At 72.1% G+C, this 25,718-nt stretch carries 20 protein-coding genes; 15 read left to right on the top strand and 5 right to left on the bottom strand.

The annotated features are described in order from the left end of the window. Positions 1 to 1,224, bottom strand: a 1,224-nt coding sequence (locus tag CW362_RS12125) for an endonuclease/exonuclease/phosphatase (protein WP_103549418.1), incomplete at its 3' end; no start/stop codon positions are given. A 490-nt stretch (positions 1,225 to 1,714) separates the two neighbouring features. Here CW362_RS12125 and CW362_RS12120 point away from each other — a divergent pair. The 3 genes from CW362_RS12120 to CW362_RS12110 all read left to right on the top strand — a co-directional run bounded on the left by CW362_RS12120 (position 1,715) and on the right by CW362_RS12110 (position 7,447). Then, positions 1,715 to 3,139, top strand: a complete 1,425-nt coding sequence (locus CW362_RS12120; RefSeq protein ID WP_103549406.1) for a hypothetical protein — start codon at positions 1,715 to 1,717, stop codon at positions 3,137 to 3,139. Between the two features lie 711 nt (positions 3,140 to 3,850). Beyond that, positions 3,851 to 5,308, top strand: a complete 1,458-nt coding sequence (locus tag CW362_RS12115) for an alkaline phosphatase PhoX (RefSeq protein ID WP_103549405.1) — start codon at positions 3,851 to 3,853, stop codon at positions 5,306 to 5,308. A 549-nt stretch (positions 5,309 to 5,857) separates the two neighbouring features. Then, on the top strand, positions 5,858 to 7,447 hold the full coding sequence (locus CW362_RS12110) for a TROVE domain-containing protein (RefSeq protein ID WP_103549404.1): 1,590 nt from the start codon (positions 5,858 to 5,860) through the stop codon (positions 7,445 to 7,447). A gap of 161 nt (positions 7,448 to 7,608) precedes the next feature. Here CW362_RS12110 and CW362_RS12105 read toward each other — a convergent pair whose 3' ends face one another. After that, a complete protein-coding gene (locus CW362_RS12105) occupies positions 7,609 to 9,057 on the bottom strand; it encodes an MFS transporter (protein WP_103549403.1) in 1,449 nt (482 codons plus the stop codon). Between the two features lie 136 nt (positions 9,058 to 9,193). Between CW362_RS12105 and CW362_RS12100 the strand changes: the two genes are divergently transcribed. Then, positions 9,194 to 9,760, top strand: a complete 567-nt coding sequence (locus tag CW362_RS12100) for a TetR/AcrR family transcriptional regulator (RefSeq protein WP_103549402.1) — start codon at positions 9,194 to 9,196, stop codon at positions 9,758 to 9,760. Between the two features lie 392 nt (positions 9,761 to 10,152). Here the strand turns inward: CW362_RS12100 and CW362_RS12095 are convergent, their stop codons facing one another. Further along, a complete protein-coding gene (locus CW362_RS12095; protein ID WP_103549401.1) occupies positions 10,153 to 11,340 on the bottom strand; it encodes a TerD family protein in 1,188 nt (395 codons plus the stop codon). A gap of 101 nt (positions 11,341 to 11,441) precedes the next feature. After that, on the bottom strand, positions 11,442 to 12,251 hold the full coding sequence (locus tag CW362_RS12090) for an NAD-dependent epimerase/dehydratase family protein (RefSeq protein WP_103549400.1): 810 nt from the start codon (positions 12,249 to 12,251) through the stop codon (positions 11,442 to 11,444). Positions 12,252 to 12,524: 273 nt separating this feature from the next. Between CW362_RS12090 and CW362_RS12085 the strand changes: the two genes are divergently transcribed. Beyond that, entirely contained in the window at positions 12,525 to 13,466 is a 942-nt protein-coding gene (locus CW362_RS12085; protein ID WP_103549399.1) for a 5-dehydro-4-deoxyglucarate dehydratase, read from the top strand. Then, on the top strand, positions 13,463 to 14,641 hold the full coding sequence (locus tag CW362_RS12080) for a hypothetical protein (protein WP_103549398.1): 1,179 nt from the start codon (positions 13,463 to 13,465) through the stop codon (positions 14,639 to 14,641). Before CW362_RS12085 ends, CW362_RS12080 begins: the two co-directional genes overlap by 4 nt. 78 nt (positions 14,642 to 14,719) lie before the next feature. On the opposite strand, the gene CW362_RS12075 is transcribed toward CW362_RS12080, so the two are convergent. Next, the gene (locus tag CW362_RS12075) at positions 14,720 to 15,445 is read right to left on the bottom strand and encodes a DUF4097 family beta strand repeat-containing protein (RefSeq protein ID WP_103549417.1); all 726 of its coding nucleotides are present in this window, start codon (positions 15,443 to 15,445) and stop codon (positions 14,720 to 14,722) included. A gap of 333 nt (positions 15,446 to 15,778) precedes the next feature. On the opposite strand from CW362_RS12075, the gene CW362_RS12070 reads away from it, so the two are divergent. From CW362_RS12070 to CW362_RS12025, 9 genes are all read left to right on the top strand, one after another. Beyond that, complete coding sequence (locus tag CW362_RS12070; protein ID WP_103549397.1) at positions 15,779 to 16,366, top strand: TIGR03086 family metal-binding protein; 588 nt, start codon at positions 15,779 to 15,781, stop codon at positions 16,364 to 16,366. A gap of 447 nt (positions 16,367 to 16,813) precedes the next feature. Next, a complete protein-coding gene (locus tag CW362_RS12060; protein ID WP_103549395.1) occupies positions 16,814 to 17,470 on the top strand; it encodes a GntR family transcriptional regulator in 657 nt (218 codons plus the stop codon). Beyond that, complete coding sequence (locus tag CW362_RS12055) at positions 17,467 to 18,375, top strand: dihydrodipicolinate synthase family protein (protein ID WP_103549394.1); 909 nt, start codon at positions 17,467 to 17,469, stop codon at positions 18,373 to 18,375. The genes CW362_RS12060 and CW362_RS12055 overlap by 4 nt, the downstream gene beginning before the upstream one ends. Beyond that, entirely contained in the window at positions 18,363 to 20,093 is a 1,731-nt protein-coding gene (gene araD / locus CW362_RS12050; RefSeq protein WP_103549393.1) for an L-arabinonate dehydratase, read from the top strand. The genes CW362_RS12055 and araD overlap by 13 nt, the downstream gene beginning before the upstream one ends. A 100-nt stretch (positions 20,094 to 20,193) precedes the next feature. Next, a complete protein-coding gene (locus CW362_RS12045) occupies positions 20,194 to 21,126 on the top strand; it encodes a carbohydrate ABC transporter permease (RefSeq protein ID WP_103549392.1) in 933 nt (310 codons plus the stop codon). Then, positions 21,123 to 22,025: a carbohydrate ABC transporter permease gene (locus CW362_RS12040; protein ID WP_103549391.1), complete on the top strand. Its 903-nt coding sequence runs from the start codon at positions 21,123 to 21,125 to the stop codon at positions 22,023 to 22,025. The genes CW362_RS12045 and CW362_RS12040 overlap by 4 nt, the downstream gene beginning before the upstream one ends. Positions 22,026 to 22,075: 50 nt before the next feature. Then, positions 22,076 to 23,233 carry a Gfo/Idh/MocA family protein gene (locus CW362_RS12035; protein WP_103549416.1) on the top strand — a complete coding sequence of 386 codons (1,158 nt, stop codon included), beginning with the start codon at positions 22,076 to 22,078 and terminating at the stop codon, positions 23,231 to 23,233. After that, complete coding sequence (locus CW362_RS12030; RefSeq protein ID WP_103549390.1) at positions 23,230 to 24,072, top strand: DUF6807 domain-containing protein; 843 nt, start codon at positions 23,230 to 23,232, stop codon at positions 24,070 to 24,072. Before CW362_RS12035 ends, CW362_RS12030 begins: the two co-directional genes overlap by 4 nt. Further along, positions 24,072 to 25,643, top strand: a complete 1,572-nt coding sequence (locus CW362_RS12025) for a glycoside hydrolase family 43 protein (RefSeq protein ID WP_103549389.1) — start codon at positions 24,072 to 24,074, stop codon at positions 25,641 to 25,643. The genes CW362_RS12030 and CW362_RS12025 overlap by 1 nt, the downstream gene beginning before the upstream one ends. Positions 25,644 to 25,718: the final 75 nt, after the last annotated feature.

Here is a 25,718-nt window from a genome sequence, read left to right as displayed (position 1 = left end):
CGAGACCCGCGCGGGGTTGAAGAGGAAGACCTGGCGGATGTTGCCGCCGGGCTCGCCGCCGTCCTGGTCGTTGACCGGGTCGATGGAGCGCCAGTCGTACTTCGGGCCGCCCGCCGCGACGATCGCGTCGATCAGCTTGTTCACCGTCTGGTCGGCGGCGACCGTGCCGTCGTCCGTCGCGCCGTTGTTGTCCTGGATCTCCTCCAGGGACACGATGTCGGGCGCGTTCAGGTTGTTCACGATCGCGGACGCGTGCGCGGCGAACGTGGCGTCGCCCGGGTCCAGGTTCTCGACGTTGTACGTCGCCACGGCCAGCTCGCCGCGCGCCTGCTTGCGCGTGGTCTCGCGCTCCAGGCCGCCCTTCTGAAGGGTGCCGAGCTGGTTGGCGACGAGGGTGTAGCCGCCGAACTGGTTGTAGTCGAGCGGGCCCGCCGTGACACCGGTGAGCTTGTCACCGACGTTCGCGGTCGGGAAGTCGGCGGTCGCGCCGAGGGACTGTATCTGTATGCGTCCCGTGTTCTGCGAGGTGTACGAGCCGTACACCGTGCCGCCGCGGCGGGTCGCGTTCTCGTGCGGCTTCACCGTGACCCACAGCTCGGTGTAGGGGTCGGTGGCCGTGACCACGCGGGTGTCGGCGACCTGGACGTTCATGCCCTCCAGGGACTCGTAGTGGTCCAGGGCGTACTTCGCCGGCTCCAGGGGAAGGGCGTTGACCGAACCGCCCGCGGCGGTGTCGCCGGCGGGGGCGTAGGTGCCCGGCACGGACTTGGCGTCGACGACCGTCGCGGCCGGGACGGGGTTGCCGCTGGAGACGACGGTGACCGTCGGCTTGGTGACCTCGGTGACCGACTGGTTGCCGGTGGAGACGCCGCCCGGTACGTACTCCGAGACCGTGCCCGTCACCGTGACCGAGTCGCCGACGGCGACCTTGGGGGCGGAGCTGGTGAAGACGAAGACGCCCTCGCTGGTGGCGGGGTCGGCGTCCGGGGTGGGGTCCTGGTACCAGAAGCCCTTGGACGAACCGTACGTCCGCACGCCGGTGACGATGCCGGGCACGTCGGTGACCTTCGTGCCCGCGAGGGGGGAGGTCCGGGTGGTGCCCTGGACGTCGTGGATGTGGACGGTGTCCGCCTGGGCCGGTGTGGTGAGGACGACGGCGGAGACGGTGGAACAGACCGCGGCGACGGTCAGCGCGCCGATGCGCGCGGTTCTCTTGCTCGGCAAGGGAATCCCTCCGGGGACGTTCATGAGCGTCGGGACGAGGGTGGACTGGTGGGGGGAGCGCGACATGCGTACGAGCCGGTGACGCGCGTAGAAGGGGTGGGGCCGCACGGCCGTTGAACTTCTACGCGCGTCAATCTCGTGTGTGACGAGGGGAGTTGTCAAGGTTTCGGCGATGTACGAGACCTGTCGGATACATGAACCGGGCGGCATGGGTGGAAATCCGTCTAGGCTGAGCAGTTGGCACGGCTCTCCCGGGCCGCCTCCGGGTTCGCGCGCCCGTCGGCGTCCGGCGGGCTCCGGTGCCCGCCGCGACCGGCGGTGCGTGTCACCGTCCGGCGCGACTCCGGGCGGAAGCCCCGCTCGAACCGCTTGAGACGTTCGGACCGTTCGGACCGTACGGATCACTCGGGTCGTACGGACCGCTCGGACCGTTTGAACCGCTTGCCTGTCCGCCCTGCTCGTCGTGGTCGTCCGGAGGAGAACTCAGCCGATGTCAGACAGCTCTTCCCTGCCGCCCGTGCGGCTGCACTCCGAGGCGCGGCTGGCGAGGGACGCGCTCGCCGCGCCGCTGCTCTCCCGCGCCGCACGGCTGGCCCGCTGGGCAGGCCCCGCCACCCGGGTCGGAGCCGGGGGCGAGCTCGTCGAGGAACAGCTCCCCGAGGCGGCCGGCGTCCTCGGTCTGTCCGGCGACGACGCGGCCGCCCTCGCCCACGAGGCCTGGCGGGTGGCCGTCGACACCGGGCTCGTCGAGATCGTGGACGAGGCGGAGGGCACCGTCGCCCCGGGCGATGGGCTCGCCCGGCTCACCTCCGGCGCCCCGCGGGACGTCCTCGGCTTCTGGCTCGGCGCCCTCGACGTCGTGCTCGCCGACGCGAGCGCGCCCGACCTCGGCGAGCTCGTCGACGCCATGGAGGAAGAGGGCGAGACCGACCTCTCCTCGCTGGACTGGGACCCGGACGCGGAATCCGAGTTCCTCGACGGGGTGCTCGGCAACCTGTACCTGCTGACCGTCGGTGAGGACGCGCTCGGGGAGGTGTCGGTGCCGCTTCCCGCGCTGGCCGCCTCGATGATCCTGCCCGACGACATGGGAGAGCCCACCGACGACGTCCTGGAGCAGGTCTCGGACGCCATGATGCGGCTCGACGACCAGTTCCGGCTGCTGGAACCCATCGGGCTCGTCGCCTTCCAGCCGGTCGACGAGGCCCTGATGGCGGACGCCGCGGAGGAGCCGGCCCCCGCCGACGACATGGACGTGTCGCGGTACGGCGTGGTGCGCCTGACGCCCCTCGGCCTGTACGGACTGCGCGCCCGGCTGATGGAGGCGGGCTTCTCCGCCCCCGCGGTGGGCGAACTGGCCGACAAGGGCGCGGACACGCTGCTGGACGGCACGGCCGGCTTTCCCCCGACCGCCGCGCAGGCCGAGATCGAGCAGTGGCTCGCCCGGCGTGAACCGCTTCCCGCGGCACGGGAGTTGCTCTCGGCGGCGCGCGGCGCGGACACGGGTGCCCCGCTGCGCCGCCTGCACTGCCAGCAGGCCCTCGCGCTGGTCGGCACGGAGGCCGAGCCCGCGCTGCGCGAGGTGCTCGACGACGCCGAGCTGGGCGGTCTCGCCCGGGTCTGGCTCTCCGAGCACGACGTGCCCGACGTGCCCCCGCCGTCCGAGGCGATGGTCTTCTGGCTGACCATCGACACGGTGGCGGCACAGCTCGCCGCCGAGGGGAACTCCGCGGAGCTCCAGGCCCTGGTCGAGGGCCTGGCCCGGCAGCACAGCGGCTTCTTCGACACCGCCTGGCGGGTCGAGCACCCCGCCGCCCCGGACGTCCTGGAGGCCATGGGGCGCCTGCACCCCGACAAGAAGGTCGCCAAGGAGGCCCGCAAGGCGGCGTTCAAGGCCCGGTCGCAGCAGGGGGTGTGAAGGCGCCGGGCCGGTGCGGTTCCCGGGCGCCGGGTGACGCGCCCGGTGCGGTTCCCGGGCGGGATGCCGGGGACGGTGTTCCTGTCCCGGGGCGCGGGGTGCCAGGGCGCTGCGTCCCTGCCTCTGCCTCTGTCCCTGCCCCGGCGTGCCGGGTTCCGGGACCTCCGTGACCCGGGTGCCGTGACGCCCGGGGCCCGCGGCGCGGGTGTCATGACTTGGATGCCGTGACTCGGATGTCGTGACTCGGATGTCGTGACTCCGTCTTCGTGACGCCCGTGCCCTGTGTGGTCCGGGTGCCGCGCGCCGGGCATCCGGCGTCCCGCCCGGGACCGGATGCCGTGGGCCTGCGCGGGGTGTGGTGCCGTGACACCCGTACCGGATGTCCGGTGTCATGGCCGGGTGCCGGGTGCCGGGTGCCGGGTGCCGGGTGCCGGGTGCCGGTGCCGGTGCCGGGTTCCGTGACGGCAGGGATCCGTGGCGGAGGTGCCGTGGTCCGGTGCCCTGCCGGGGTGCCGGTCGCGGTCGCTGGTGGGCTGTTTTGCGGAACGGGGCGTTCCCCTGGGCCGGGCGGGTGGATTCACGCAAGCTGGACCCCGGAAGACGGCGCGCGTTCAACTGGTGTTCAAGAGAGGGCGGGACGGTGTGGCCGCAAACCGAGGCCGCCCCCCGCCCCGTACGGCAGTCCGAGTCCACCGTCACAGGAGACATCACATGTCGCTCTCTCGCAGGGACTTCGCCAGGCAGTCCGCGATCACCGGCGCAGGCGTGGTCCTCGTCGGCAGCGTGGGTGCCCTCGCCACCGCGCCCAACGCGCTCGCCGCCACGGAGACGGAGGTCGAAGGCGCGGGAGGGGAATCGGCCGAGGCCCGCCACGGTGGCGTCGGCTACGGCCCGCTCGTCACCGACCCGAAGGGCCTCCTCTCGCTGCCCGCCGGGTTCTCCTACCGCGTCATCACCTACAGCGGCCGCACCAAGCTGGACTCGGGCGAGTTCACACCGTCCAACCACGACGGCACCTCCACGTTCGAGGGCCCGCGCGGCGCCACCCTCCTGGTCAACAACCACGAGCTCAAGGGCCCCCGCTCCGACTGGTCGCACCCCGTGCCGCTCACCGAGGGGCTCGTCTACGACCCGGCCGCGTCCGGCGGCTGCACGGTCGTCGAAGTGCGCCGGGACAAGGTCGCCGAGTGGGTCGGCATCGCCGGCACCTCCACCAACTGTGCCGGCGGCAACACCCCTTGGGGCACCTGGCTCACCTGTGAGGAGACCGAGGACAAGGCCGGCCAGAACGGCATGACCAAGGACCACGGCTACGTCTTCGAGGTCGACCCCCAGGACCGCCGCCGCAACAAGAACCCCAAGCCCGTCAAGGCGCTGGGCCGTTACGCCCACGAGGCCGTCGTCGTCGACCCCAAGCGCGGCCGGCTCTACCTCACCGAGGACGCCTCGGGCCCCAACGGCCTGCTGTACCGCTGGACGCCTCCGCAGGGCTTCGAGCACGGCCACGGGCGGCTCGCCACCCTGGCCGACGACGCCGGAGCGCTCCAGGCCTTCAGGTGCTTCGACTCCGGCGGCAAGTTCGTCGACGACCTCTCCCGGGCCACGAGGACCGGCACGGTCTACGGCGTGGACTGGGTCGACGTCCCCGACCGTGACGCCAAGAGCGTCTCCGTCCGCAAGCAGTTCACCGACGGCCAGGTCACCCGTGCCCGCAAGCTCGAGGGCATGTGGTGGGGCGACGGCGGTGTCTACATCGTCTCCTCCTACGCCCGCGCCGAGAGCCCCGGCCAGGCCCACGACGGAGCGGTCTGGTTCTACGACCCCAAGCGCCGCACCCTGACGCTGAAGGTCCTCATCGGCGTGAACCCCGCCCCGTCCGTCGACGGTGCCTTCGACGGACCGGACAACATCACCGTCTCCCCGTACGGCGGCCTCGTCATCGCCGAGGACGGCGAGGGTGTCCAGCACCTGTTCGGTGCCACCGAGAGCGGCCGCACGTACCCGATCGCCCGCAACGAGCTCAACATCGGCACCGCCGAGGCGCCGGAGTACAGCGAGTTCACCGGTGTCACCTTCTCGCCCGACGGCCGGACCCTCTTCGCCAACATCCAGGACCCGGGCATCATGCTCGCCATCACCGGTCCCTGGAAGCGGCAGAAGCGCGGCTGAATCCCCGGCCCGGGGCAGCAGGACCGGAGCGACGGAACCGGTCCGGCTGTCCCGGATCCGGCGGGAATTAATTCGCTCGCCCGGCCCGCGGCACGCCTCCTAAAGTGATGCACGTCCAGGTGCGAAGGCAGGACCTACTTCCACTGTTAATGGGGCGGTCGCGGGTTCGAGTCCCGCCACCGGTACTATGCGCCGGTGTAGCTCAGAAGGTAGAGCACCTACGTCGGTTCCGCCGATCTCGATCTCTGGACACCACAACTTCATGCACCTCCCGGTGCGCGGGCTGCGGCTACTTCTCTTCCAAAGAATCCACGCCGCAGCCGAATTGATCTCGGGAGGCGCAGCTCATGGTGGGTGCCCGGTGCGCAGGCGACGGTTACTTCATATGGGATCAGGAGGATGCGGGTTCAAATCCCGTCACCGACTTCGGGTCGGTGTAGCTCAATCCGGTTGAGCGCCTGCGTAAGCCCGTTGCCGAATTCGGATCTCGGACGCCCTCCATTTGCTGTGCCTCCCTCCGAAACTCATCCGAATTCGGGGGAATTCAGCATGGCACGCTTCAACAACAAGACGGCGAAGGCACAGCCCACCTCCCGCGTGACGTCCACCGGCCGGGTGCTGCGCACCCACCAGGGCGGCCTGGGCCGCGAGCGCGACGCGCGCTCCGAGCTCTTCCTGCTCGCGGTCGCCAATTTCGTCTCGCAGCAGACCTTCTACGAGACCGGCGAGGCCCGCGACGACCGGTTCGCCGCGCTCGTGCGCGAGCTCGCCGTCACCGACCCGTCCTGGACCGCCGGCCTGCTGGGCTGGCTGCGCGGAGAGGGAAACCTGCGCACGGCCTCGCTCGTGGGCGCCGCCGAGTACGTGAAGGCGCGCCTGGACGCGGGCGTCACCGACGGCCCGGCCAACCGGCAGGTCATCGCCTCCGTGCTGCGCCGTCCGGACGAGCCGGGCGAGCTGCTCGCCTACTGGACCTCCCGGTACGGCCGCAACGTGCCCAAGCCCGTCAAGCGGGGCGTCGCCGACGCCGTACGGCGCCTCTACAACGGCAAGTCGCTGCTGAAGTACGACACCGCGTCCAAGGGGTACCGCTTCGGCGACATCCTCAACCTCGTGCACGCGGCGCCGGACCCGGACAAGCCCTGGCAGGGCGACCTGTTCCAGTACGCGCTGGACCGGCGCCACAACCCGGACACGGCCGTCGTCCCCGAGTCGCTGCCCGTGCTCGCCGCCCACCGCGACCTGATGGCGCTGCGGCCGGACGAGCGGCGCGAGGCCGTGACCGGAGCGCAGGGGGCGCAGCGCCTGGCGGACGCCGGAATGACCTGGGAGGCGCTGGCCGGCTGGCTACAGGGCCCGCTGGACAAGGCGGCCTGGGAGGCGGTCATCCCGTCGATGGGCGCCATGGCGCTCGTCCGCAACCTGCGCAACTTCGACAAGGCCGGAGTCGGCGACGAGGTGGCGGCCCGGGTCGCCGCGAAGATCAGCGACCCGGCGGAGGTCGCGCGCTCGCGGCAGTTCCCGTTCCGCTACCTCGCGGCCTACCAGCACGCGCCGTCGCTGCGCTGGTCGTACCCGCTGGAGCAGGCGCTCGGCCACTCGCTGGCCAACGTGCCCGCGCTGCCGGGCCGGACCCTGGTGCTCGTGGACCGTTCGGGCTCGATGTTCTGCTCGCAGATGTCGGAGCGTTCCGAGCTCAACCGGGCCGACGCGGCGGCGATCTTCGGTACGGCGCTCGCGCTGCGGGCGGCCGACGCGGATCTCGTCGAGTTCGGCACCACCAGCAGGCAGGTGAAGTTCAGTGCGGGCGAGTCCGTGCTCAAGGTCATCGGACGGTTCGGCGACCTGGGCGGCACCAACACGACCGAGGCGGTCCGCAAGCACTACAGGAAGCACGACCGGGTCCTCATCGTCACCGACGAGCAGGCCGCGTACAGCCGGCACGGCGACCCGACCGAGCAGGTGCCGGCGCACGTTCCGGTCTACACGTGGAACCTCGCCGGCTACCGCGCGGGCCACGGTCCCTCGGGGAAGGGCAACCGGCACACGTTCGGCGGGCTCTCGGACGCGGCTTTCCGGATGGTGCCGCTCCTGGAGAAGGCGCGGGACGCGGACTGGCCGTGGGTGCAGGCCGACTGAGGGCCGAGTGCCGAGTGCCCAATGTCCGATGCTGAGTGCCCAGTGCTGGGTGCTGGGTGCTGGGTGCTGGGTGTTGAGGGTTGAGGGTTGAGGTCCTGGGCGCGGTCCGTACTTCGGTACGGGCCGCGCCGCTTTGTGCACCGGGGTGGCGAGAGGTCTTCTCAGGCGTCGCGTTCGCGTGCGGTGCCCGTGATCACGAACGCCGACAGCACCAGTGCGGCCAGGGCGATCAGGGAGCCGGCGCCGAACGCGCGGGCCGAGCCCTCGGTGAGGATCTCCGCGGGTGAGCCGTGGGCGTGCTGGGTCGCCGTGCCGAAGACGGTGACCAGGACGGAGAGCCCGAGGGTGCCGCCGAGCCACTGGAGGGTCTGGAGCAGTCCGGAGGCGGATCCCGCCTCACGCGGTGCGACGCCCGCGAGAATGGTGGCGTTCAGCGGCATGAAGCTCAGGCCCACGCCCAGTCCCATCACCAGCAGCGGGCCGAGCAGGCCGGTGAGGTAGCCGTCGCCGGGCTCCAGCCGCCACAGCCAGCCGCCCGCGAGGGTGATCAGGGACATTCCGGTGAGCAGCACGGGCCTGGTGCCGAATCGCTGGAGCAGCCGTGGCACGAGGCGCACGGTCGTGAACATCAGCAAGGTCATCGGGAGGAAGGCGAAACCGGCGCGCAACGGGCTGTATCCCAGGGCCTGCTGGCCTACGAGGGTGAGGAAGTAGAACACGCCGAACATGCCCGCGGGCAGCAGCAGGACACCGGCGTAGCCCCCCGCGCGGTTGCGGCTCGCGAAGAGGCGCAGCGGCATGACGGGCTGCTCCGCGCGCGCCTCCACCAGGACGAAGCCGGTGAGCAGGGCGGCGGCCGCGCCGAAAGCCGTCATCGCCCGGGTGTCGCTCCAGCCCTCCTCCGAGACCCGGATGAACGCGTAGACCAGTGAGGCCGTGCCCGCTGTGCCGGTGAGGGCGCCGGTCGCGTCGAAACGGCCCGTGTGGCGCGGGGTCTCGGTGACGAAGCGGGGGAGGGCGGCGGCGACCGCGATGCCGATCGGCACGTTGATCAGCAGGGACCAGCGCCAGGACGCCCACGAGGTGAGCATGCCGCCGAGGACCAGGCCGACCGACGCACCGATCCCGGCCATCGAGGAGTAGACGCCGAGAGCGTGGTGGCGGCGGGGGCCCTCGGGGAAACCGGTGGTGATGAGGGCGAGGGTGCTGGGGGCGATGAGCGCGGCACCCACGCCCTGGAGCGCGCGGGCCGCGAGCAGCCAGGAGCCCTCGGCGGCGAGGCCGCCGAGCAGGGAGGCGGCGGCGAAGAGGAGGGAGCCCGCGGTCAGGGTGCGACGGCGGCCCGCGATGTCGCCGATCCGGCCGCCGAGCAGGAGCAGGCCGCCGAACGCGAGCGTGTACGTGTTGAGGACCCAGGACAGGCCGGTGGGGGTGAAGCCGAGGTCCCGCTGGATGTCCGGCAGTGCGACGTTGACGACGGTGGAGTCGACTCCCACCATCAGGTAGGCGGTCACGATGACGAGCAGGGTGGCGGCCGTGGTCGGGTCGGCTGCGTCAAGTCGGGCCGGACGTAAGGTGGTTGACGGTGTGCCGGTGGGCGGCGTGGGCATGGAGTACTCCTGGTCTGGCGTCCCCGGTACGGTGCGGGTGGGCAGCGCGGACTGCCCGCCGAGATAAGCGGGGACTGTCTCCGTTTGGCTCTCGCCAAGATACGGAGAGGGTCCCCGGTTCGCAAGGAGTAGCTGAATGGCCCAGGTCAAGCCGATGCGGGCGGACGCGCGGCGGAACTACGAGCGGCTCCTGGAGGAGGCGGCGGTCGCGTTCGCCGAACACGGGGAGGGCGCGTCCCTGGACGACATCGCCAAGCGGGCCGGTGTGGGGTCCGGGACGCTGTACCGGCACTTCCCCACCCGGCAGGCGCTGCTGGAGGCCGTCTACGTGGACGCCATCGAGGCGATCGCCGTGCGCGCGGACGAACTCGCGGCGGAGCTGCCGCCGGGGGAGGCCCTCGTGGAGTGGCTGAACGAGCTCGCCGCGGGGATGATCCAGGTCCGTGGGCTGAAGGCGCTGCTCGGGTCGGCCGTGGCGGACGGGAGCTCCGAGGTGCTGGCCCGGTGCGGTTCCTCCGTGAAGGCGGCGGCGGGGCGGCTGGTCGGGGCGGCTCAGCGGGAGGGGACCCTGCGGGGGGATCTGGAGCCGATCGAGGTGCTGCGGCTGGCGCACGGGGTGGCTTCGGCGTCGGAGCTGGGCGGTGGGGACGGGGCGCACATCCGGCGGTATCTGTCGTTGATGACGGAGGGGTTGCGGGCGTAGCCCTCCGGGGTGTCGCCGGGCTCGGGTGCGGTTCGGTGGGGGGTCGGGGCCGTGCCGGTGCATCGGCCCGTCGCCGTCGGGTGAGGGGTGGGCGTCGGTGGCGACGGGCATCGATGTACCGGCACGGCCCCTTCCGTGCGTACCCGGCTGCGGGTGAGCGGTGGCTTGGGTGCAGGTCCTCACCGGCGTGATTTTCGGCCCCTCCGGCGTTCGAGGGGCGGGGGTCCGGGGGCAGCGCCCCTGGGGACGATGGGGGTCCCCCTGGTCTGGGGGTCCCTCCCGGCCGAAGGCTGGGGGAGAAGCCGAGACCTTGGGGGAGGGTAGGGGCGGCGGGGGCGAAGAAACGGTTGGGGGTCGGGTTCTCGCCCCCGGCTGGGGGGACTCCTGGTGGCTCAGAGGGCTTCCGCTGCCGGTTTCACCATGCCTCGGACCGTGCGGGACTTGATGAAGGTGCCCATGGCCGTCATCTCCCACTCGCCGGAGAACTGCTTGATCAGCTTGGCCATCATGACGCCCGTCTGGGCCTCGGCGCCGGTGAGGTCGAAGCGGACGAGTTCCTCGCCGCTGGCGGCGTCGACGAGGCGGCAGTAGGCCTTGGCCACCTCGGTGAACTTCTGGCCGGAGAAGGAGTTGACCGTGAAGACGAGGCCGGTGACCTCCTGGGGGAGGCGGCCGAGGTCGACGGTGATCACCTCGTCGTCCCCGCCGCCCTCGCCCGTGAGGTTGTCGCCGGAGTGCTTGATCGCGCCGTTCACGATGGAGAGCTTGCCGAAGTAGCAACTGTCGATGTGGTTGCGCTGCGGACCGTACGCGATGACCGAGGCGTCCAGGTCGATGTCCTTGCCGCGGAAGGCGGGCTCCCAGCCGAGACCCATCTGGACCTTGGACAGGAGCGGGGCGCCGCCCTTGACCAGGGACACCGTCTGGTTCTTCTGGAGGCTGACCCGGCCCTTGTCCAGGTTGATCTTGCCGGTGGCGGCGGGGGGCGCGGGGGGCATGGGCGGCATCGGGGGAGCGGCCGGGGGCTGCGGGGCGGCGAGGCGGGGGTCCGCGGCCGGGGGCTGTGCCACGGGGGCGGGCTGGGCGGGTTCCTCCACGCTCACGCCGAAGTCGGTGGCGATGCCCGCCAGGCCGTTCGCGTAGCCCTGGCCGACGGCGCGGGCCTTCCAGGCGCCGTTGCGGAGGTAGACCTCGATGACCACCAGGGCCGTCTCCGGGCCCAGCCGGGGCGGGGTGAAGGTGGCCAGGACCGTGTTGTCGTCCGCGTTGCGGATCGTGGCCGTGGGTTCGATGCCCTGGAACGACTGGCCGGCCGCGTCGGGGCTCGCCGTGACGACGATCTTCTCGATGTCCGGGGGCACCGCGGCCGTGTCCACCGTGATCGCGTCGGGGGCCGTGCCGCCGCCCGAACGGTAGGTCACACCGGGTCCGGTGGGCTGGTTGTAGAAGACGAAATCGGCGTCGGAGCGCACCTTGCCGTCGGCGGTGAGCAGCAGGCTCGACACGTCGAGCCGCACCGGGGCGGTGACGTCCACCGTCACGCGGGAGACGGGGAGGGGGATGTTCGAGCCGGGGGTCATAGCTGTCATGACTGGGGTAACGAGCGGGGGCGCTTTACCGTTCCCTTACCCAAGGGTGAGATGTGGCTCCGGGGAACGATGGTCCGTCTCCCTCCGCTGTGTCAGTGCGGCCAGAGCGGCGGGTGGGTCGTGAAGTGTCCGCCCAGGTGGGCGTGGTCCGGGTTGCCGGGGTCGAGTTCCCCCTGTTCGGCGATGAGCTTCTCGGCGTACGGCTCGGAGTCGTCGCGCGGTTCGTAGCCGAGGGCCCGTGCCGACGAAAGGTCCCACCACAGGCGGGTGTTGGCGGACGAGCCGTAGACGACCGAGTGCCCCACGTCCTTCGCGGTCAGGGCCGCGTGGAAGAGGCGGGCGCCGTCCTCGGGGCTCATCCACACGGAGAGCATGCGCACGCTGGTGGGTTCCGCGAAGCAGGACCCGATGCGCACCGAGACGGTCTCCAGGCCGTGCTTGTCCCAGTAGAACTGCGCCAGGTCCTCGCCGAACGACTTGGAGAGGCCGTAGAAGGTGTCGGGGCGGCGCGGGGTGTCGACGGGGATCAGGGGGTCGTCCCCCTGCGGGCGCGGGGTGAAGCCCACCGCGTGGTTGGAGGAGGCGAAGACGAGGCGCCGTACGCCCTCCTCGCGCGCCGCCTCGTACAGGTTGTACGTCCCCTCGATGTTCGCCCTGAGGATCTTGTCGAAGGAGGCTTCCAGGGAGATGCCCGCGAGGTGGACGATCGCGTCGACACCCCGCACCGCCTCGCGCAGTGCCGCCCGGTCGGCGAGGTCCGCGGTGACCGCCTCCGGTTCGCCCTCGACCGGGAGCATGTCGAGCAGGCGCAGTTCGTAGCCGTACTCCGGCAGCAGCCCCCGCATCAGGGTGCCGAGTCCGCCGGCGGCGCCGGTGAGCAGGACGGTGCGGGGAGCCGGCATGCGGGATCTCCTTCGTGCGGGTCGGTGTGCCGGGGTGGGCGGCGGTGAGTCCCCGAGCGATCGTATTCGTGTATTCGATTCACATCCGTGGACACGCTAAGGATCGGTGACGTGTCGCGTCAAGTGTCGCGCGAAGGGGGGGGAATTCGCCTTCGTGTTGCGGGTTTGCGTGCTTGACCGGCCCCGAGGCGGCGGCTTAGCGTGGGCGCGTTCAGGGATATGGACGTGGATCAGAAACGTGCACTCGATGGGCATCTTTTACAGGGAGAGTCCGTGACGTCAGCCCCTCTCGCCGCTCGGCTGAGCATCCCCAGCGGGCCGCTCTTCTTCCCCGTCACCGCGTACGGCCCCGACGGCACCGTCGATCCCGGTGTCTACCGGGAACACGTGCGGCGCGGCGTCGAGGCCGGGGCGGCGGCGGTCTTCGCGTGCTGCGGCACCGGCGAGTTCCACGCGCTCGTGCCCGAGGAGTTCGAGGTGCTGGTGCGAGCGGCGGTGGAGGCGGCCGGGGGGCGCGTCCCGGTGGTCGCGGGCGCCGGGTACGGGACCGCCCTCGCCGTGCGCTACGCGCGCCTAGCGGAGACCGCCGGGGCCGACGGGCTGCTCGCCATGCCGCCGTATCTGGTGAAGGCCGGGCAGGAGGGGCTGCTGCGGCACTACCGGGAGCTGGCTGCGGCCACCGCCCTTGACGTCATCGTCTATCAGCGCGACAACGCCGTCTTCACCCCCGCGAGCGTGGTCGAACTCGCCCGCACCGAGGGGGTCGTCGGCTTCAAGGACGGGATCGGCGACCTGGACCTGATGCAGCGGATCGTCAGCGCCGTACGGAGTGAAGTGCCAGGCGAATTCCTCTACTTCAACGGTCTGCCGACGGCCGAACTGACCGGGCTCGCCTACCGGGGGCTGGGGATCACGCTGTACTCCTCGGCGGTCTTCTGCTTCGCCCCCGAGGTCGCGCTGGCCTTCCACCGCGCCCTGAACACCGGGGACGACACGACGGTGAACCGGCTGCTGGACGGCTTCTACCGGCCCTTCGCCGACCTGCGGGCGCGGGGGCGCGGCTACGCGGTCGCCCTCGTCAAGGCCGGTGTCCGGCTGCGCGGACTGGACGTCGGCGAGGTCCGGCCACCGCTGCACGAACCGGCCGAGGACCACGTCAAGCAGCTCGCGCAGTTGATCGACCGCGGGTACGCGCTCATCGGGGAGGAGCTGTGAGGGCGTCCGCGTTCCTCTACCCCTGGGACGTCAACGGGGACCCGGAGGCCCCCGCCAGGACCGCCGGTCTCGGCGTCCGCCAGGTGACGCTCGCGTCCGCCTACCACTCCACGCGCGCGCTGACGCCCCGCCATCCCCGGCACCGGATCGTCACGGCCTCGCACGCCGCCGTGCTGTACCCGGTGGACGAGGCGCGGTGGCGGGGCCGTGCCCTTCGCCCGTACCCGGCCGGGGACTGGGCGCCCGGTGACGCGTACGGCGAGGCCGCGGCCGCGCTCGCCGGGGTGGGGCTCGACGTCCACACCTGGGTCGTGCTCGCGCACAACTCCCGTATGGGGGAGGAGCATCCGGCCACCTCGGTCGTCAACGCCTACGGGGACCGCTATCCCTGGGCCCCCTGTGTCGCCCAGCCCGCCACCCGCGCCTATCTGGCCGGCCTCGCCGCGGAGGCCGCGGTCCGGCCCGGTGCTGCGGGTACGGAGCTGGAGTCGCTCGGCTGGTACGGGCTGGCCCATCTGCACGCCCACGACAAGGCCGGCGGGGTGCCGCTCGGCGATGCCGGGCAGTACCTGATGTCCCTCTGCTTCTGTGCCGCGTGCGCGGACGGATACGGCCGGGCGGGTCTCGACGCCGAGGAACTGGCGTCCTCCGTGCGCGGTGCGCTGGAGCCGGTGTGGCGGGGGGAGCCGTCCGGCGGGGGCTGGGCCGGGGTGGAGAAGCTGCTCGGGGCGGGGGCCGCGGCGGCCACCCGCCTCTGGCGCGACCAGGTGGCCCGCTCGCTCCAGGAGGAGACGGTCTCGGCGGTCCGTTCCGCGGCGCCGGCCGGGTTCCAGGTGCTGCTGCACGCCGACCCCGTCTCCTTCCACTGCGGCGCCAACGCCGGGGTGGATCCCGGGCACGTCCTGTCCGTGGCCGACGGAGTGGTCGTGCCGTGCACCGGGGGCGCGGGTCCGCTGACGCCGTTCGCGGAGGCGGTGCGCGCGGGCGCGCGGGGGAAGGTCCTGGCCGCCAACTTCACCGTGGTGTCCGGGATGGGGGGCCGGCCGGACGGCCTGGCGGCCGACGCGGCCCGTGCCGCCTCGCTCGGCGCGACGGAACTGCGGCTGTACCACGCGGGGCTGGCTTCGGACACCGATCTGGAGGCCGTGCGGGGGGTGCTGGCGGGGCTGGACTAGGAGCCGTTCGACCGCCCTCGCCCCCCTCCGCCCGGGACGGGGGCGAAGGGGGCGGGCGCGGGTCGCGGCGTCAGCCCGTCACAGGCTGCCCGCGATGATGTCGCCGTGGGCGGTGGTGGCGCGGATGGTCAGGGCGGGGGCGTCACCGGCGTTCTTGAGCGTGTTGCTGATCCGGCCCAGGGTGGTGCCGGCGTCCAGCGTCGCGGAGACGCCGGGGGCCGCGTCGACGGTGATGTCGCCCTTCTGAGTGCTGAGGGTGAGGGTTCCGGGTGCGGCCCGGCCGACGGTGATGTCGCCCGCCTGGGTGCTCAGGGTGAGGGTCCCGGGCCCGGCCTGGGTGATGTCCAGGTCACCCTTCTGCGTGCTGATCTCGGCGGAGCCGTTCAGGCGGCCGACGGTGACGTCGGCGTCGAGGCCGGTCACGCGGACGCTGTCGGCCTCGTCGAGCTCCACCGAACGGTGGCCGCCTTCGACGGTGACGTCACCGAGCCGTCCCACGCCCCGCAGCTCGGCGGCGGCCGCCTTCGCCTCGACGCGGGAGCCGGACGGCACATGAACGGTGACCTCGACGGACCCGGAGTTGCCGAGTATCCGGTTGTCTGCGGCCGGAGTCTCGATCCGCAGGACGCCGTCGGCGTGGGTGACCCCGGTCCGCTCCGCCGTTTTCACGTCGCGGCTCTTCGAGGCGTCCGCGGGCAGGACCTCGACCGTGGTGTCGGTCCGGTCGGCGGCGATGAACCGGATGCGTCCCGCGGGGATGTCGATGATCGCGGAGACGGGGGCGGGGGTGTCGAACTTCTGCATGGTGCTCTCCTTCGGCTGCGTCATGTGGGGTCCCTGCTGGTTTCTGATAGTGGAAACGCTACGTTGCATTCATGGATCGGGCAACATACTTCTCGCTCAACTGTGTTGTTATTGCAGGTGAATGGCGGGAATTTGTTGCAATGGTTCTGGCTCTAATGCAACGCACTTCATTGAATTTGTTGCAATGAAGTGAGGGTGAACGCTATGCGGGCGCCCGGACCGCTCCAGGGATCGATGAATTTCCGGTGCGGGTGGGGTCTGATCCATGGGAGTGCCGCGCGGGTCTCCCGCCGAAGTGGATACGACATGGACACGCGTTCTGAGGAGAATCGGATGACCGGCCAGACCTTCGACTTCGGGCCGCAGGCCCTCGTCGTGGCGCGCCTCGCGGAGGGTGTCACGGACGCGCAGCTCGACGGGGTCATACCCTGCCCCGAGTACGCGGTACGCAACCTGCTCGGGCATCTGACCGGACTGGCCGTCGCCTTCCGCGACGCCGGGCGCAAGGACCTGGGCCCCACGACCGACACCAGCCCGACCGCTTCCCTGCCCGACGTCGGGCCGGACTGGCGCGAGGCCCTGCCGAAGGCGCTCGACGAACTCGCCGACGCCTGGCGGGACCCGGCCGCCTGGACCGGGACGACCAGGGCGGGCGGGGTGACGCTGCCCGCCGGGGCCGCCGCGGCCGTCGCCGCCGACGAACTGGTGGTGCACGGCTGGGACCTCGCGCGGGCCACCGGTCAGGAGTACACCCCCGACGCCGTCCTCCTGGAGGTGACGCACGGGTTCCTCGCCGGTGTGGCCGACGACCCGACCCGCCTCGGGGGCATCTTCGGCCCCCTCGTCCCGGTGCCCGAGGACGCGCCGCTCCTCGACCGCGTGATCGGCCTCAGTGGCCGCGACCCCGGCTGGAAGCCGTAGCGGGGAGCGGTCCGTGGGCCGTGGTCCGGCACCGCCGCGTCACCGAAGCACACGCGTCGCACGGTGCCCGGGGCGGCGGGGACGCCCGGGCGCCCCGCCGGGCCGCCGTGCCGGTCCACCTGCTGAACCGCCGCCGCGGTGAGGGGGAGTCGCGGGCCGCCCGCCGAGCGGGCGGCCCGTACGCGTTCCCGGTACGGCGTCGCGGGAGCGAACGGCCGGCGCGCCCCGCCCCGGTGGTGGGACCCGGGCCCGCGGGCGCCCGCGGCTCCTCGATTCCCTCTGGAATTCCCTCTGTCGGAAGCGTTGACGAAACACGGTCACGCTCCTACCTTCGACGCGTCGTACTTCGTACGTCATATATGAGACGCGATGTGCGAGACCGGGGACCGGTGTCCGTGACCGGTGCCCGGCTCCCGTGATCCGAGACGTGAGACCAGAGAGGCGCGCATGACCTCTGTGCCCACCCCGATCCCGTCCCGCACGCAGTTCGTGCTGGAGGGGATCAAACACCGCATCCTCACCGGGCAGTTGACCCCAGGACAGGCCCTGGTCGAGACCGACCTCGCCGCGCAGTTCGGGGTGTCGAAGACCCCGGTGCGCGAGGCGCTCAAGACCCTGGCCGGCACCGGGCTCGTCGTGATGAACCAGTACAAGGGCGTCACGGTGCGCATGGTGGACGCGGACATGGCGCGCGAGGTGTACGACGTACGGCTGCTCCTCGAACCCGAGGCACTGCGCCGGGTGGTGCGCCGGGGGGCCTCCCTCGACGCCGCCCGGGACGCGCTCACCCGCGCCGACGCCGCCGCCGACACCGCCGAACGGTCGCTGGCCAACCGGGAGTTCCACCGCGCCCTGTACGCGCCCTGCGGAAATCCGCTGCTCGGCCGGATGCTCGACGAGGTGCGCGACCAGGCCGCCCTCGTCTCGGCGGTCGCCTGGGCCTCCGAGCCCTCCTGGGAGCGGGAGGCCGGCGAGCACCGGGAGATCCTGCGTCTCGCCCTCGACGGTGACGCCGAGGGCGCGGCCGGAGCGCTGCACGCGCACATCGCCTCGTTCGTGCGACGGGCCTTCCCGCAGGGCCAGGAGGAGGGCGGACAGGAATGACAGCGACGTTCGAGACCCAGCGGGCGGCACTCGCCGAGGTCGTGGCGATCCCGGTGACCCCGTTCGCCGAGGACGGCACGATCGACCGGGACGCCCACCGGACCCTGCTGCGCCGGCTGATCGACGGCGGCGTCCGCACCCTCACCCCCAACGGCAACACCGGCGAGTTCTACGCCCTCACCCCCGAAGAGCGCCGGACCATCACCGAGTTGACCGTCGAGGAGGCCGACGGCCGCGCGGCCGTCCTCGTCGGCGTCGGGCACGACCTGCCCACCGCCGTCGCCTCCGCGCGGCACGCCCGTGCCCTCGGCGCACCGATGGTGATGGTCCATCAGCCCGTGCACCCGTACGTCTCGGAGGGCGGCTGGGTCGACTACCACCGGGCGATCGCCGAGGCCGTGCCGGAGCTGGGCGTCGTCCCGTACATCCGCAATCCGCTGCTCGCGGGTTCTCGGCTCGCCGAACTCGCGGACGCCTGCCCGAACGTCATCGGGGTGAAGTACGCCGTGCCCGACGCGGCGCGCTTCGCGTCCTTCGCGCGGGACGCCGGCCTCGAGCGGTTCGTGTGGGTGGCCGGACTCGCCGAGCCGTACGCCCCCTCGTACTTCTCGGCGGGCGCCACCGGATTCACCTCGGGCCTGGTGAACGTCGCCCCGGCCGTCTCGCTGGACATGATCGAGGCGCTCCGCTGCGGCGACTACCCGGCCGCGATGAAGGTCTGGGAGCGGATCCGCCGCTTCGAGGAACTGCGCGCCGCCGACGCCTCCGCCAACAACGTCACCGTCGTCAAGGAAGCCCTGTCCTCGCTCGGCCTGTGCCGCCGTGACGTGCGCCCGCCGAGCCGGCCGCTGACCGCGAACGAGCGGTCCGAGGTCGCCGCCATAGCCGCCGGATGGTCCCTGTGAAGCGGCCCGAGGACCTCAGGAGCCACCAGTGGTACGGGACCGAGGGGCTGCGTTCGTTCAGCCACCGGGCCAGGACCCGGCAGCTCGGCTACCTCCCCGAGGAGCACCTGGGCAAGCCGGTCGTCGCGATCCTCAACACCTGGTCCGACATCAACCCGTGCCACGTGCACCTGCGCGACCGCGCCCAGGCCGTCAAGCGGGGCGTGTGGCAGGCCGGCGGATTCCCGCTCGAGTTCCCGGTGTCCACGCTGAGCGAGACCTTCCAGAAGCCGACCCCGATGCTCTACCGCAACCTCCTCGCGATGGAGACCGAGGAACTGCTGCGGTCGTACCCGGTGGACGGGGCCGTGCTGATGGGCGGCTGCGACAAGACCACGCCCGCGCTGCTCATGGGGGCCGCCTCGGTCGACCTGCCCACCGTCTTCGTGCCCGCCGGGCCGATGCTCCCGGGGCACTGGCGCGACGAGGTCCTCGGTTCCGGCACCGACATGTGGAAGTACTGGGACGACCGGCGCGCGGGTCTCATCGGGGACTGCGAGATGACCGAGCTGGAGAGCGGGCTCGCCCGGTCGCCGGGGCACTGCATGACGATGGGCACCGCGTCCACGCTGACCGCCGCCGCGGAGGCGCTCGGCGTCACCGTCCCCGGTGCCTCCAGCATCCCCGCCGTCGACTCCGGACACGACCGGATGGCGGCCGCGGCCGGGATCAGGATCGTCGAACTCGTCCGCAGGGACCGGAAGCTGTCCGACATCCTCACCGCCGACGCCTTCACGGACGCGGTCACGACGGTGCTCGGCATCGGCGGTTCGACGAACGCCGTGATCCATCTGATCGCCATGGCCGGACGGGCCGGTGTCACCCTCACCCTGGACGACTTCGACCGGATCGCGAGGACCGTCCCGGTGCTCGCGAACGTCAGGCCCGGCGGACGGAAGCACCTCATGGAGGACTTCCACTTCGCCGGCGGCCTGCCCGGGTTCCTGTCGCGGATCACCGACCTGCTGCACCTGGACCGGCCCACGGTGTCCCACGACAGCCTGCGCGAGCAGCTCGCGGGCGCCCGGGTGCACGACGACGACGTCATCCGCACCCGGGAGAACCCGGTCGCGGCCGAGGGCGGGGTCGCCGTCCTGCGCGGCAACCTCTGCCCCGACGGCGCCGTCATCAAGCACATCGCCGCCGAGCCGCACCTGCTGAAACACACCGGTCCCGCGGTCGTCTTCGACGACTACCGCACGATGCAGCGCACCATCGACGACCCGTCGCTCGGCATCACCGCGGACAGCGTCCTCGTGCTGCGGGGCTCCGGTCCCAAGGGCGGACCGGGCATGCCCGAGTACGGGATGCTGCCCATCCCCGGCCATCTGCTGAAGCAGGGCGTACGGGACATGGTGCGGATCTCCGACGCCCGGATGAGCGGCACGAGTTACGGCGCGTGCGTGCTGCACGTGGCGCCCGAGTCGCACGTCGGCGGCCCGCTCGCCCTCGTGCGCGGCGGGGACCGGATCACCCTCGACGTCGGGGCGCGGTCGCTCCACCTCCACGTGGACGACGCGGAGCTGGAGCGCAGGCGGGCCGCGTGGACCCCGCCGCCCGTCCGGTACGAACGCGGCTACGGCGCGCTCTACAACGACCAGATCACCCAGGCCGACACCGGCTGCGACTTCGCGTTCCTGGCCCGTCCGGGCAAGGTGCCGGACCCGTACGCGGGCTGAGACCCCCCGGCATCCGCACGAGGAAGGGCTCGACCCATGCGGTCGTAGCAAGCGCTTCCTGCACCCGCTGTACCTGCCCCACTGCGAACGGAGAACAGTCATGGCCCAAGCCGCAGCCGTGGCGAAACCGCCCGCGCCACCCCGGCGGCGAGCCACCGCGACCCCGCGGGGGCTTCCGTATCTGCTGATCGCCCCGGCGGCGCTGCTGATGCTGGGGTTCATCGCCTACCCCGTCATCAGCGTCTTCTACTACAGCCTGCAGAACTACAACCCGACCAAACCGTGGCGCAACGGCTACGCGGGCCTCGACAACTTCGCGCACGCCTTCACCGACGACCCGCAGTTCTGGGACACCCTGACCTTCAGCGCGAAGTGGGTCGTCGTGGAGGTGGGCCTCCAACTGCTGTTCGGTCTGGCGCTCGCGCTGATCGTCAACCAGACCTTCGTCGGCCGGGCGGTGGGGCGCGCGCTGGTCTTCTCGCCCTGGGCCGTCTCCGGAGTGCTGACCTCGGCGATCTGGGTGCTGCTCTACAACTCCCAGACGGGCGTCACCCGTTACCTCGCCGACGCCGGCATCGGCTCGTACGGCACCAGCTGGCTCTCGGACACCTCCACCGTCTTCCCGGCGGCGGTGGTCGCCGACCTGTGGCGCGGCGTCCCCTTCTTCGCGATCCTGATCCTCGCCGACCTCCAGTCCGTCTCCAAGGACCTGTACGAGGCGGCCGAGGTCGACGGGGCGAGCCGCGTCCGCCAGTTCCTGCACATCACGCTGCCGCACCTCAAGGACGCGATCGTCCTCTCCACGCTGCTGCGCGCCGTGTGGGAGTTCAACAACGTCGACCTGCTCTACACCCTCACCGGCGGCGGACCCGCGGGCGAGACGACGACCCTCCCGCTCTACATCGCCAACACCAGCGTCGACGCCCACAACTTCGGCTACGCCTCGGCCCTCACCACCGTCGCGTTCGTGATCCTGCTGTTCTGCTCGATCGTCTATCTGCGGCTGAGCAAGTTCGGAGGCGGGGACAAATGATCACCAAGGACGCCGAGGCGGTCGCCCCGGTCACACCCGCCCCGCCGGTCGAGGAGCCCCGCCCGCGCGCGACGAGGAAGCGGCGGGCCTGGGACGAGGTCCCGCGCTGGCAGATCTACGTCCCCCTGGGCGGCTACCTCCTTTTCACCCTGGTCCCCTTCTACTGGATCCTCCTGTTCGCGCTGCGCCCCGCCGGGTCCACCTCGCTCGTGCCCTGGCCCATGACGCTCGACCACTTCGACAAGGTGTGGACCGAGCGCAGCTTCGGGACCTACTTCCAGAACAGCGTGATCATCGCCGTCGCCACCCTGGTGATGACCACGCTCGTCGCCCTCGCCGGCGGCTACGCGCTCGCCCGCTTCGACTTCAGGATCAAGCGCGGCTTCCTGCTCGCGCTGCTCTGCTCGCAGTTCGTGCCGGGCGCGCTGCTCCTCGTCCCGCTCTTCCAGATCTTCGCCGAACTCCGGATGATCAACTCGCTGGTCAGCGTCGTCATCGCCGAGACCGTCTTCCAGCTGCCGCTGTCGATGATCCTCATCAGCGGGTTCATCAGGAACGTGCCGTACTCCCTGGAGGAGGCCGCCTGGGTGGACGGCTGCAACCGCTTCGACGCCTTCCGGATCGTCGTCCTGCCGCTGCTGCGGCCCGGGCTGATCGCCGTCGGCTCCTTCGCCTTCGTGCACGCCTGGAACCACTTCCTGTTCGCCCTGATGTTCCTCAGCGACCAGAGCAAGCAGACCGTTCCGGTCGGCCTCAACACCCTGATGAGCTCCGACAGCGTCGACCTGGGCGCGCTCGCCGCGGGCGGCATCGTCGCCGCCGTCCCCGTGGTCGTCGTCTTCGCCTTCATCCAGAAGTGGCTGATCACCGGATTCAGCGCCGGGGCGGTGAAGGGATGACGACCGCCTCGCGCCAGGACCGTGACCGGCACCCGGACGACCCCCGCCCCATGCCCGCCGGCACGCTCCGCCTTCCGCTGCCCGTCGTCCTCGCCGGTGCCCGCGGCCACGGACGCTGGCACCTGGACAACATCCGCCGCCTCCAGGACAAGGGCGTGGTGCGCCTCGCCGGGGTCTGCGAGCTGACCCCGCTCACCGAGGAGGAACTGGGCGGGCGGAGCGTCGAGCAGTCCGCCGATCTCGGGGCCCTCCTCGATGCCACCGGCGCCGCCGTCGCGGTGATCTGCACCCCCATCCCCACCCACACCGACCTCGCGCTGACCGCCGCGCGCAGGGGCGTCCACCTGCTCCTGGAGAAGCCGCCCGCTCCCTCCCGCGCCGAGTTCCGGCGCATGGCCGACGGGGTCGCGGCGGCGGGAGCCGTCTGCCAGATCGGCTTCCAGTCGCTCGGCTCGCACGCCGTGCCCGCCATCAGGGAACTGATCGCCGAGGGCGCGCTCGGCCGGGTGACCGGCATCGGCGGGGCGGGTGCCTGGGCACGCGACGAGGCGTACTTCCGGCGCGCGCCCTGGGCGGGCAGGCGGCGGCTCGACGGCGTGGACGTGGTCGACGGGGTCCTGACCAACCCGCTGGCCCACGCCGTCGCCACCGCGCTCGCGCTGGACGGTTCGACCCGAGCCGAGGACGTCACCGGCGTCGAGACCGAGCTGCTGCGCGCCAACGCCATCGAGTCCGACGACACCTCGTGCGTCCGGGTGACGACCACCGGGGGCCGGATCACGGTCGCCGCGACGCTCTGCGCCGAACACCCCGGCGAACCGTACGTCCTGGTGCACGGCACGGGCGGCCGGATCACCTTCTGGTACAAGGAGGACCGGGTGCTCCTGCAACGGTCCGGACACGGCCCCGAGGAGATCCGGTACGGCCGCACCGATCTGCTGGAGAACCTGGCCGAGCACCTGAGCGGCGGCGCCGGACTGCTGGTCCCGCCCGCGGCGACGGGCGCCTTCATGGAGGTCGTCGAGGCCGTCCGGCGGGCACCCGACCCGGTCGCGCTGCCCCCGGACGCCTGGAGGACGCTCCCCGGGGAACGGCGCCGTGTCGTGCCCGGCGTCGACGGATTCGTCGCGGCGGCCGCCGACACCCTCGCCCTCTACTCCGAGCTGGGCGCCTCCTGGGCGCTCCCGAAAGAGGTGAGCACCCGATGAACGACGACTCGCTGGTCCTGCGGATCGGTGGCCGTCCCGTCGCCCGCTACGTCACGCGGCCCGCACTGCCCGACCGGCTCTCGCCGCGCCCGTACCTGCACCCCGTCACCACCCTGGGCGGCACGGCCGTCACCGAGACGGGCCCGGCCGATCACCCGCACCACCTCGGCGTCGGTGTGGCCGTACCCGACGTCGAGGGGCACAACTTCTGGGGCGGGCGCACCTACGTCCGCGGCCAGGGGCCGACCGAGCTCGACGACCACGGGGCCCAGCGGCACGTCGGCTTCCAGCTGCGTGACCCCGACGGCTTCGTGGAGGAACTGCGCTGGACGGCCGCGGGCACCGAACTGCTGCGGGAACGCCGTACGGTCGCCGCCGTACCGCTCACCGACACCGCCTGGGCGCTGGACCTCACCTTCTCCCTCACGAACGTCACCGCGCGCGGCCTGTCGATCGGCAGCCCGGCCACCAACGGACGGCCGGGCGCGGCCTACGGCGGCTTCTTCTGGCGGGCCCGCAAGGAACAGGACGCCCCGGGCGTGTTCACCGCCGACGCCGAGGGCGAGGAGGCGGTCCACGGGCGCCCCGCCGACTGGCTCGCCCTCACGGGCGCCGGCTGGACGCTGGTCCTCGCCGGGGCGACCGGAGCGACCCGCCGCGACCCGTGGTTCGTGCGCGCCGCCGAGTACCCGGGCGTCGGTTCCTCCCTCGCCCACGACGAGCGCCTCACCGTCGAGGCGGGCGGCACGCTCGTCCGCAGGGTCGTCACCGTCGTCGCCGACGGCACCCTCGACCGGAGCGGGGCCGCCGCGCTGGTCCGCAAGGCGGTGAGTCCCTGATGGCCCTGCCCTCCGCGGACCTGGGTGACGGCACCTACCGCAATCCCGTCCTGGACGCCGACTGGTCCGACCCCGATGTGCTCCGCGTGGGCGACGACTTCTACCTCACCGCCTCCAGCTTCGGCCGCGTCCCCGGCCTGCCGCTGCTGCACTCCCGGGACCTGGTGAACTGGACACTCGTCGGACACGCGCTCCAACGCCTGGAACCGGCCCGCGCGTTCAGGACCCCCCGGCCCGACGGGGGTGTGTGGGCGCCCGCGCTGCGCCACCACGACGACCGTTTCTGGATCTTCTGGGGCGACCCCGACCACGGCATCTTCCAGGTCAACGCGCCTGAGATCAGGGGCCCCTGGACCCGGCCGCACCTGGTGAAGGAGGGCAAGGGGCTCATCGACCCCTGCCCGCTGTGGGACGAGGGGACCGGTGAGGCGTACCTCGTGCACGCCTGGGCCAGGTCCCGTTCGGGAGTGAAGAACCGGCTCACCGGACACCGGATGCGCCCCGACGGCACCGGGCTGCTCGACGAGGGGAAGGTGATCGTCGACGCCGATCTGATCCCCGGCTGGTTCACCCTCGAAGGGCCCAAGGCCTACCGGCACGACGGCTGGTTCTGGATCCTCGCGCCCGCCGGAGGAGTCGGGACCGGCTGGCAGGGCGCCTTCCGCTCGCGCGGTTTCTTCGGACCCTACGAGGAGCGGGTGGTGCTGGAACAGGGGAACACCCCCGTCAACGGCCCCCACCAGGGCGGCTGGGTGCGCACGGCGGCGGGCGAGGACTGGTTCGTCCACTTCCAGCAGCGCGGGCCCTACGGGCGGGTCGTCCACCTCCAGCCGATGCGCTGGGGCGAGGACAGCTGGCCCGTGATCGGCGACAGGGGCGCCCCCGTGGCCGTGCACCGCAAGCCGGACCTGCCGGCCCAGCCGCCGTCCGCGCCCGCCACCGACGACGACTTCCCCGGCGGCCGCTTCGGGCGCCAGTGGCAGTGGACCGCCGATCCCCAGGACGGCTGGGCCACCCAGCACTCCGGCGACGGGCTCCGGCTGAGCTGTGTCCGTACGGCGTACGCGCACGACCTGCGCGCGGTGCCCCACGTCCTGACCCAGCGGATGCCGGGCACGGCCGCCACCGTCCAGGTCGACCTGTGCCTCGACAGCGAGGAGCCGGGCGCGCGGGCCGGGCTCGTCGTGCTCGGGGACGCGTTCGGCTGGATCGGTCTGGAGCGCGAGCCGGGGGGATCGGTACGGCTCGTGCACCGGTTCGCCGAGCCGGCCGCCCCGGCGGCACCCGTCACGCGCTCCGGGCGGTGCGGGAGCGGGCGCGAGCGCGACGCCGCTCCCGCGCGCCCGGCGCCCCGGGGCAGGGCCCGGCTGTGGATCGAGATCGGCGCGGGGGCCCGCTGCCGCTTCTCCTACGACACCGGCGGCGGCCGGCAGCCCTCGGGGCAGGTCTTCGCCGCGACCGGCCGGGGCTGGGTCGGTGCGCTGCTGGGCCTGTTCGCGCTCGCGCCGACGGGCGCGGGGCACGCGGGGGCCGCCGCCTTCACGCGTTTTCGTGTCACCGCGATCCCCTGAGGGTCACCGTCCGCCGTTCGTCCGCCCGTTGGGAGCCGCAATGCCGCACCTCCGTAGCAAGCGCTTGCCGGATGT

Source organism: Streptomyces populi (assembly GCF_002911015.1).
GTDB classification, from domain to species: domain Bacteria; phylum Actinomycetota; class Actinomycetes; order Streptomycetales; family Streptomycetaceae; genus Streptomyces; species Streptomyces populi.
The sequence above is the reverse complement of the archived record's forward strand: the minus strand, read 5'-3'. Positions and strand labels throughout refer to the sequence as shown.

Excerpts from the sequence above, each read along its gene's own strand:
- CW362_RS12105 (WP_103549403.1), bottom strand. The coding sequence starts at position 9,057 with ATGCCCACGCCGCCCACCGGCACACCGTCAACCACCTTACGTCCGGCC.
- CW362_RS12095 (WP_103549401.1), bottom strand. The coding sequence starts at position 11,340 with ATGACCCCCGGCTCGAACATCCCCCTCCCCGTCTCCCGCGTGACGGTG.
- CW362_RS12060 (WP_103549395.1), top strand. The coding sequence starts at position 16,814 with ATGACCTCTGTGCCCACCCCGATCCCGTCCCGCACGCAGTTCGTGCTG.
- CW362_RS12055 (WP_103549394.1), top strand. The coding sequence starts at position 17,467 with ATGACAGCGACGTTCGAGACCCAGCGGGCGGCACTCGCCGAGGTCGTG.
- CW362_RS12090 (WP_103549400.1), bottom strand. The coding sequence starts at position 12,251 with ATGCCGGCTCCCCGCACCGTCCTGCTCACCGGCGCCGCCGGCGGACTC.
- CW362_RS12070 (WP_103549397.1), top strand. The coding sequence starts at position 15,779 with ATGACCGGCCAGACCTTCGACTTCGGGCCGCAGGCCCTCGTCGTGGCG.
- CW362_RS12075 (WP_103549417.1), bottom strand. The coding sequence starts at position 15,445 with ATGCAGAAGTTCGACACCCCCGCCCCCGTCTCCGCGATCATCGACATC.
- CW362_RS12040 (WP_103549391.1), top strand. The coding sequence starts at position 21,123 with ATGATCACCAAGGACGCCGAGGCGGTCGCCCCGGTCACACCCGCCCCG.
- CW362_RS12025 (WP_103549389.1), top strand. The coding sequence starts at position 24,072 with ATGGCCCTGCCCTCCGCGGACCTGGGTGACGGCACCTACCGCAATCCC.
- CW362_RS12115 (WP_103549405.1), top strand. The coding sequence starts at position 3,851 with ATGTCGCTCTCTCGCAGGGACTTCGCCAGGCAGTCCGCGATCACCGGC.
- CW362_RS12110 (WP_103549404.1), top strand. The coding sequence starts at position 5,858 with ATGGCACGCTTCAACAACAAGACGGCGAAGGCACAGCCCACCTCCCGC.
- CW362_RS12030 (WP_103549390.1), top strand. The coding sequence starts at position 23,230 with ATGAACGACGACTCGCTGGTCCTGCGGATCGGTGGCCGTCCCGTCGCC.
- CW362_RS12045 (WP_103549392.1), top strand. The coding sequence starts at position 20,194 with ATGGCCCAAGCCGCAGCCGTGGCGAAACCGCCCGCGCCACCCCGGCGG.
- CW362_RS12035 (WP_103549416.1), top strand. The coding sequence starts at position 22,076 with ATGCCCGCCGGCACGCTCCGCCTTCCGCTGCCCGTCGTCCTCGCCGGT.
- araD (WP_103549393.1), top strand. The coding sequence starts at position 18,363 with ATGGTCCCTGTGAAGCGGCCCGAGGACCTCAGGAGCCACCAGTGGTAC.
- CW362_RS12100 (WP_103549402.1), top strand. The coding sequence starts at position 9,194 with ATGGCCCAGGTCAAGCCGATGCGGGCGGACGCGCGGCGGAACTACGAG.
- CW362_RS12120 (WP_103549406.1), top strand. The coding sequence starts at position 1,715 with ATGTCAGACAGCTCTTCCCTGCCGCCCGTGCGGCTGCACTCCGAGGCG.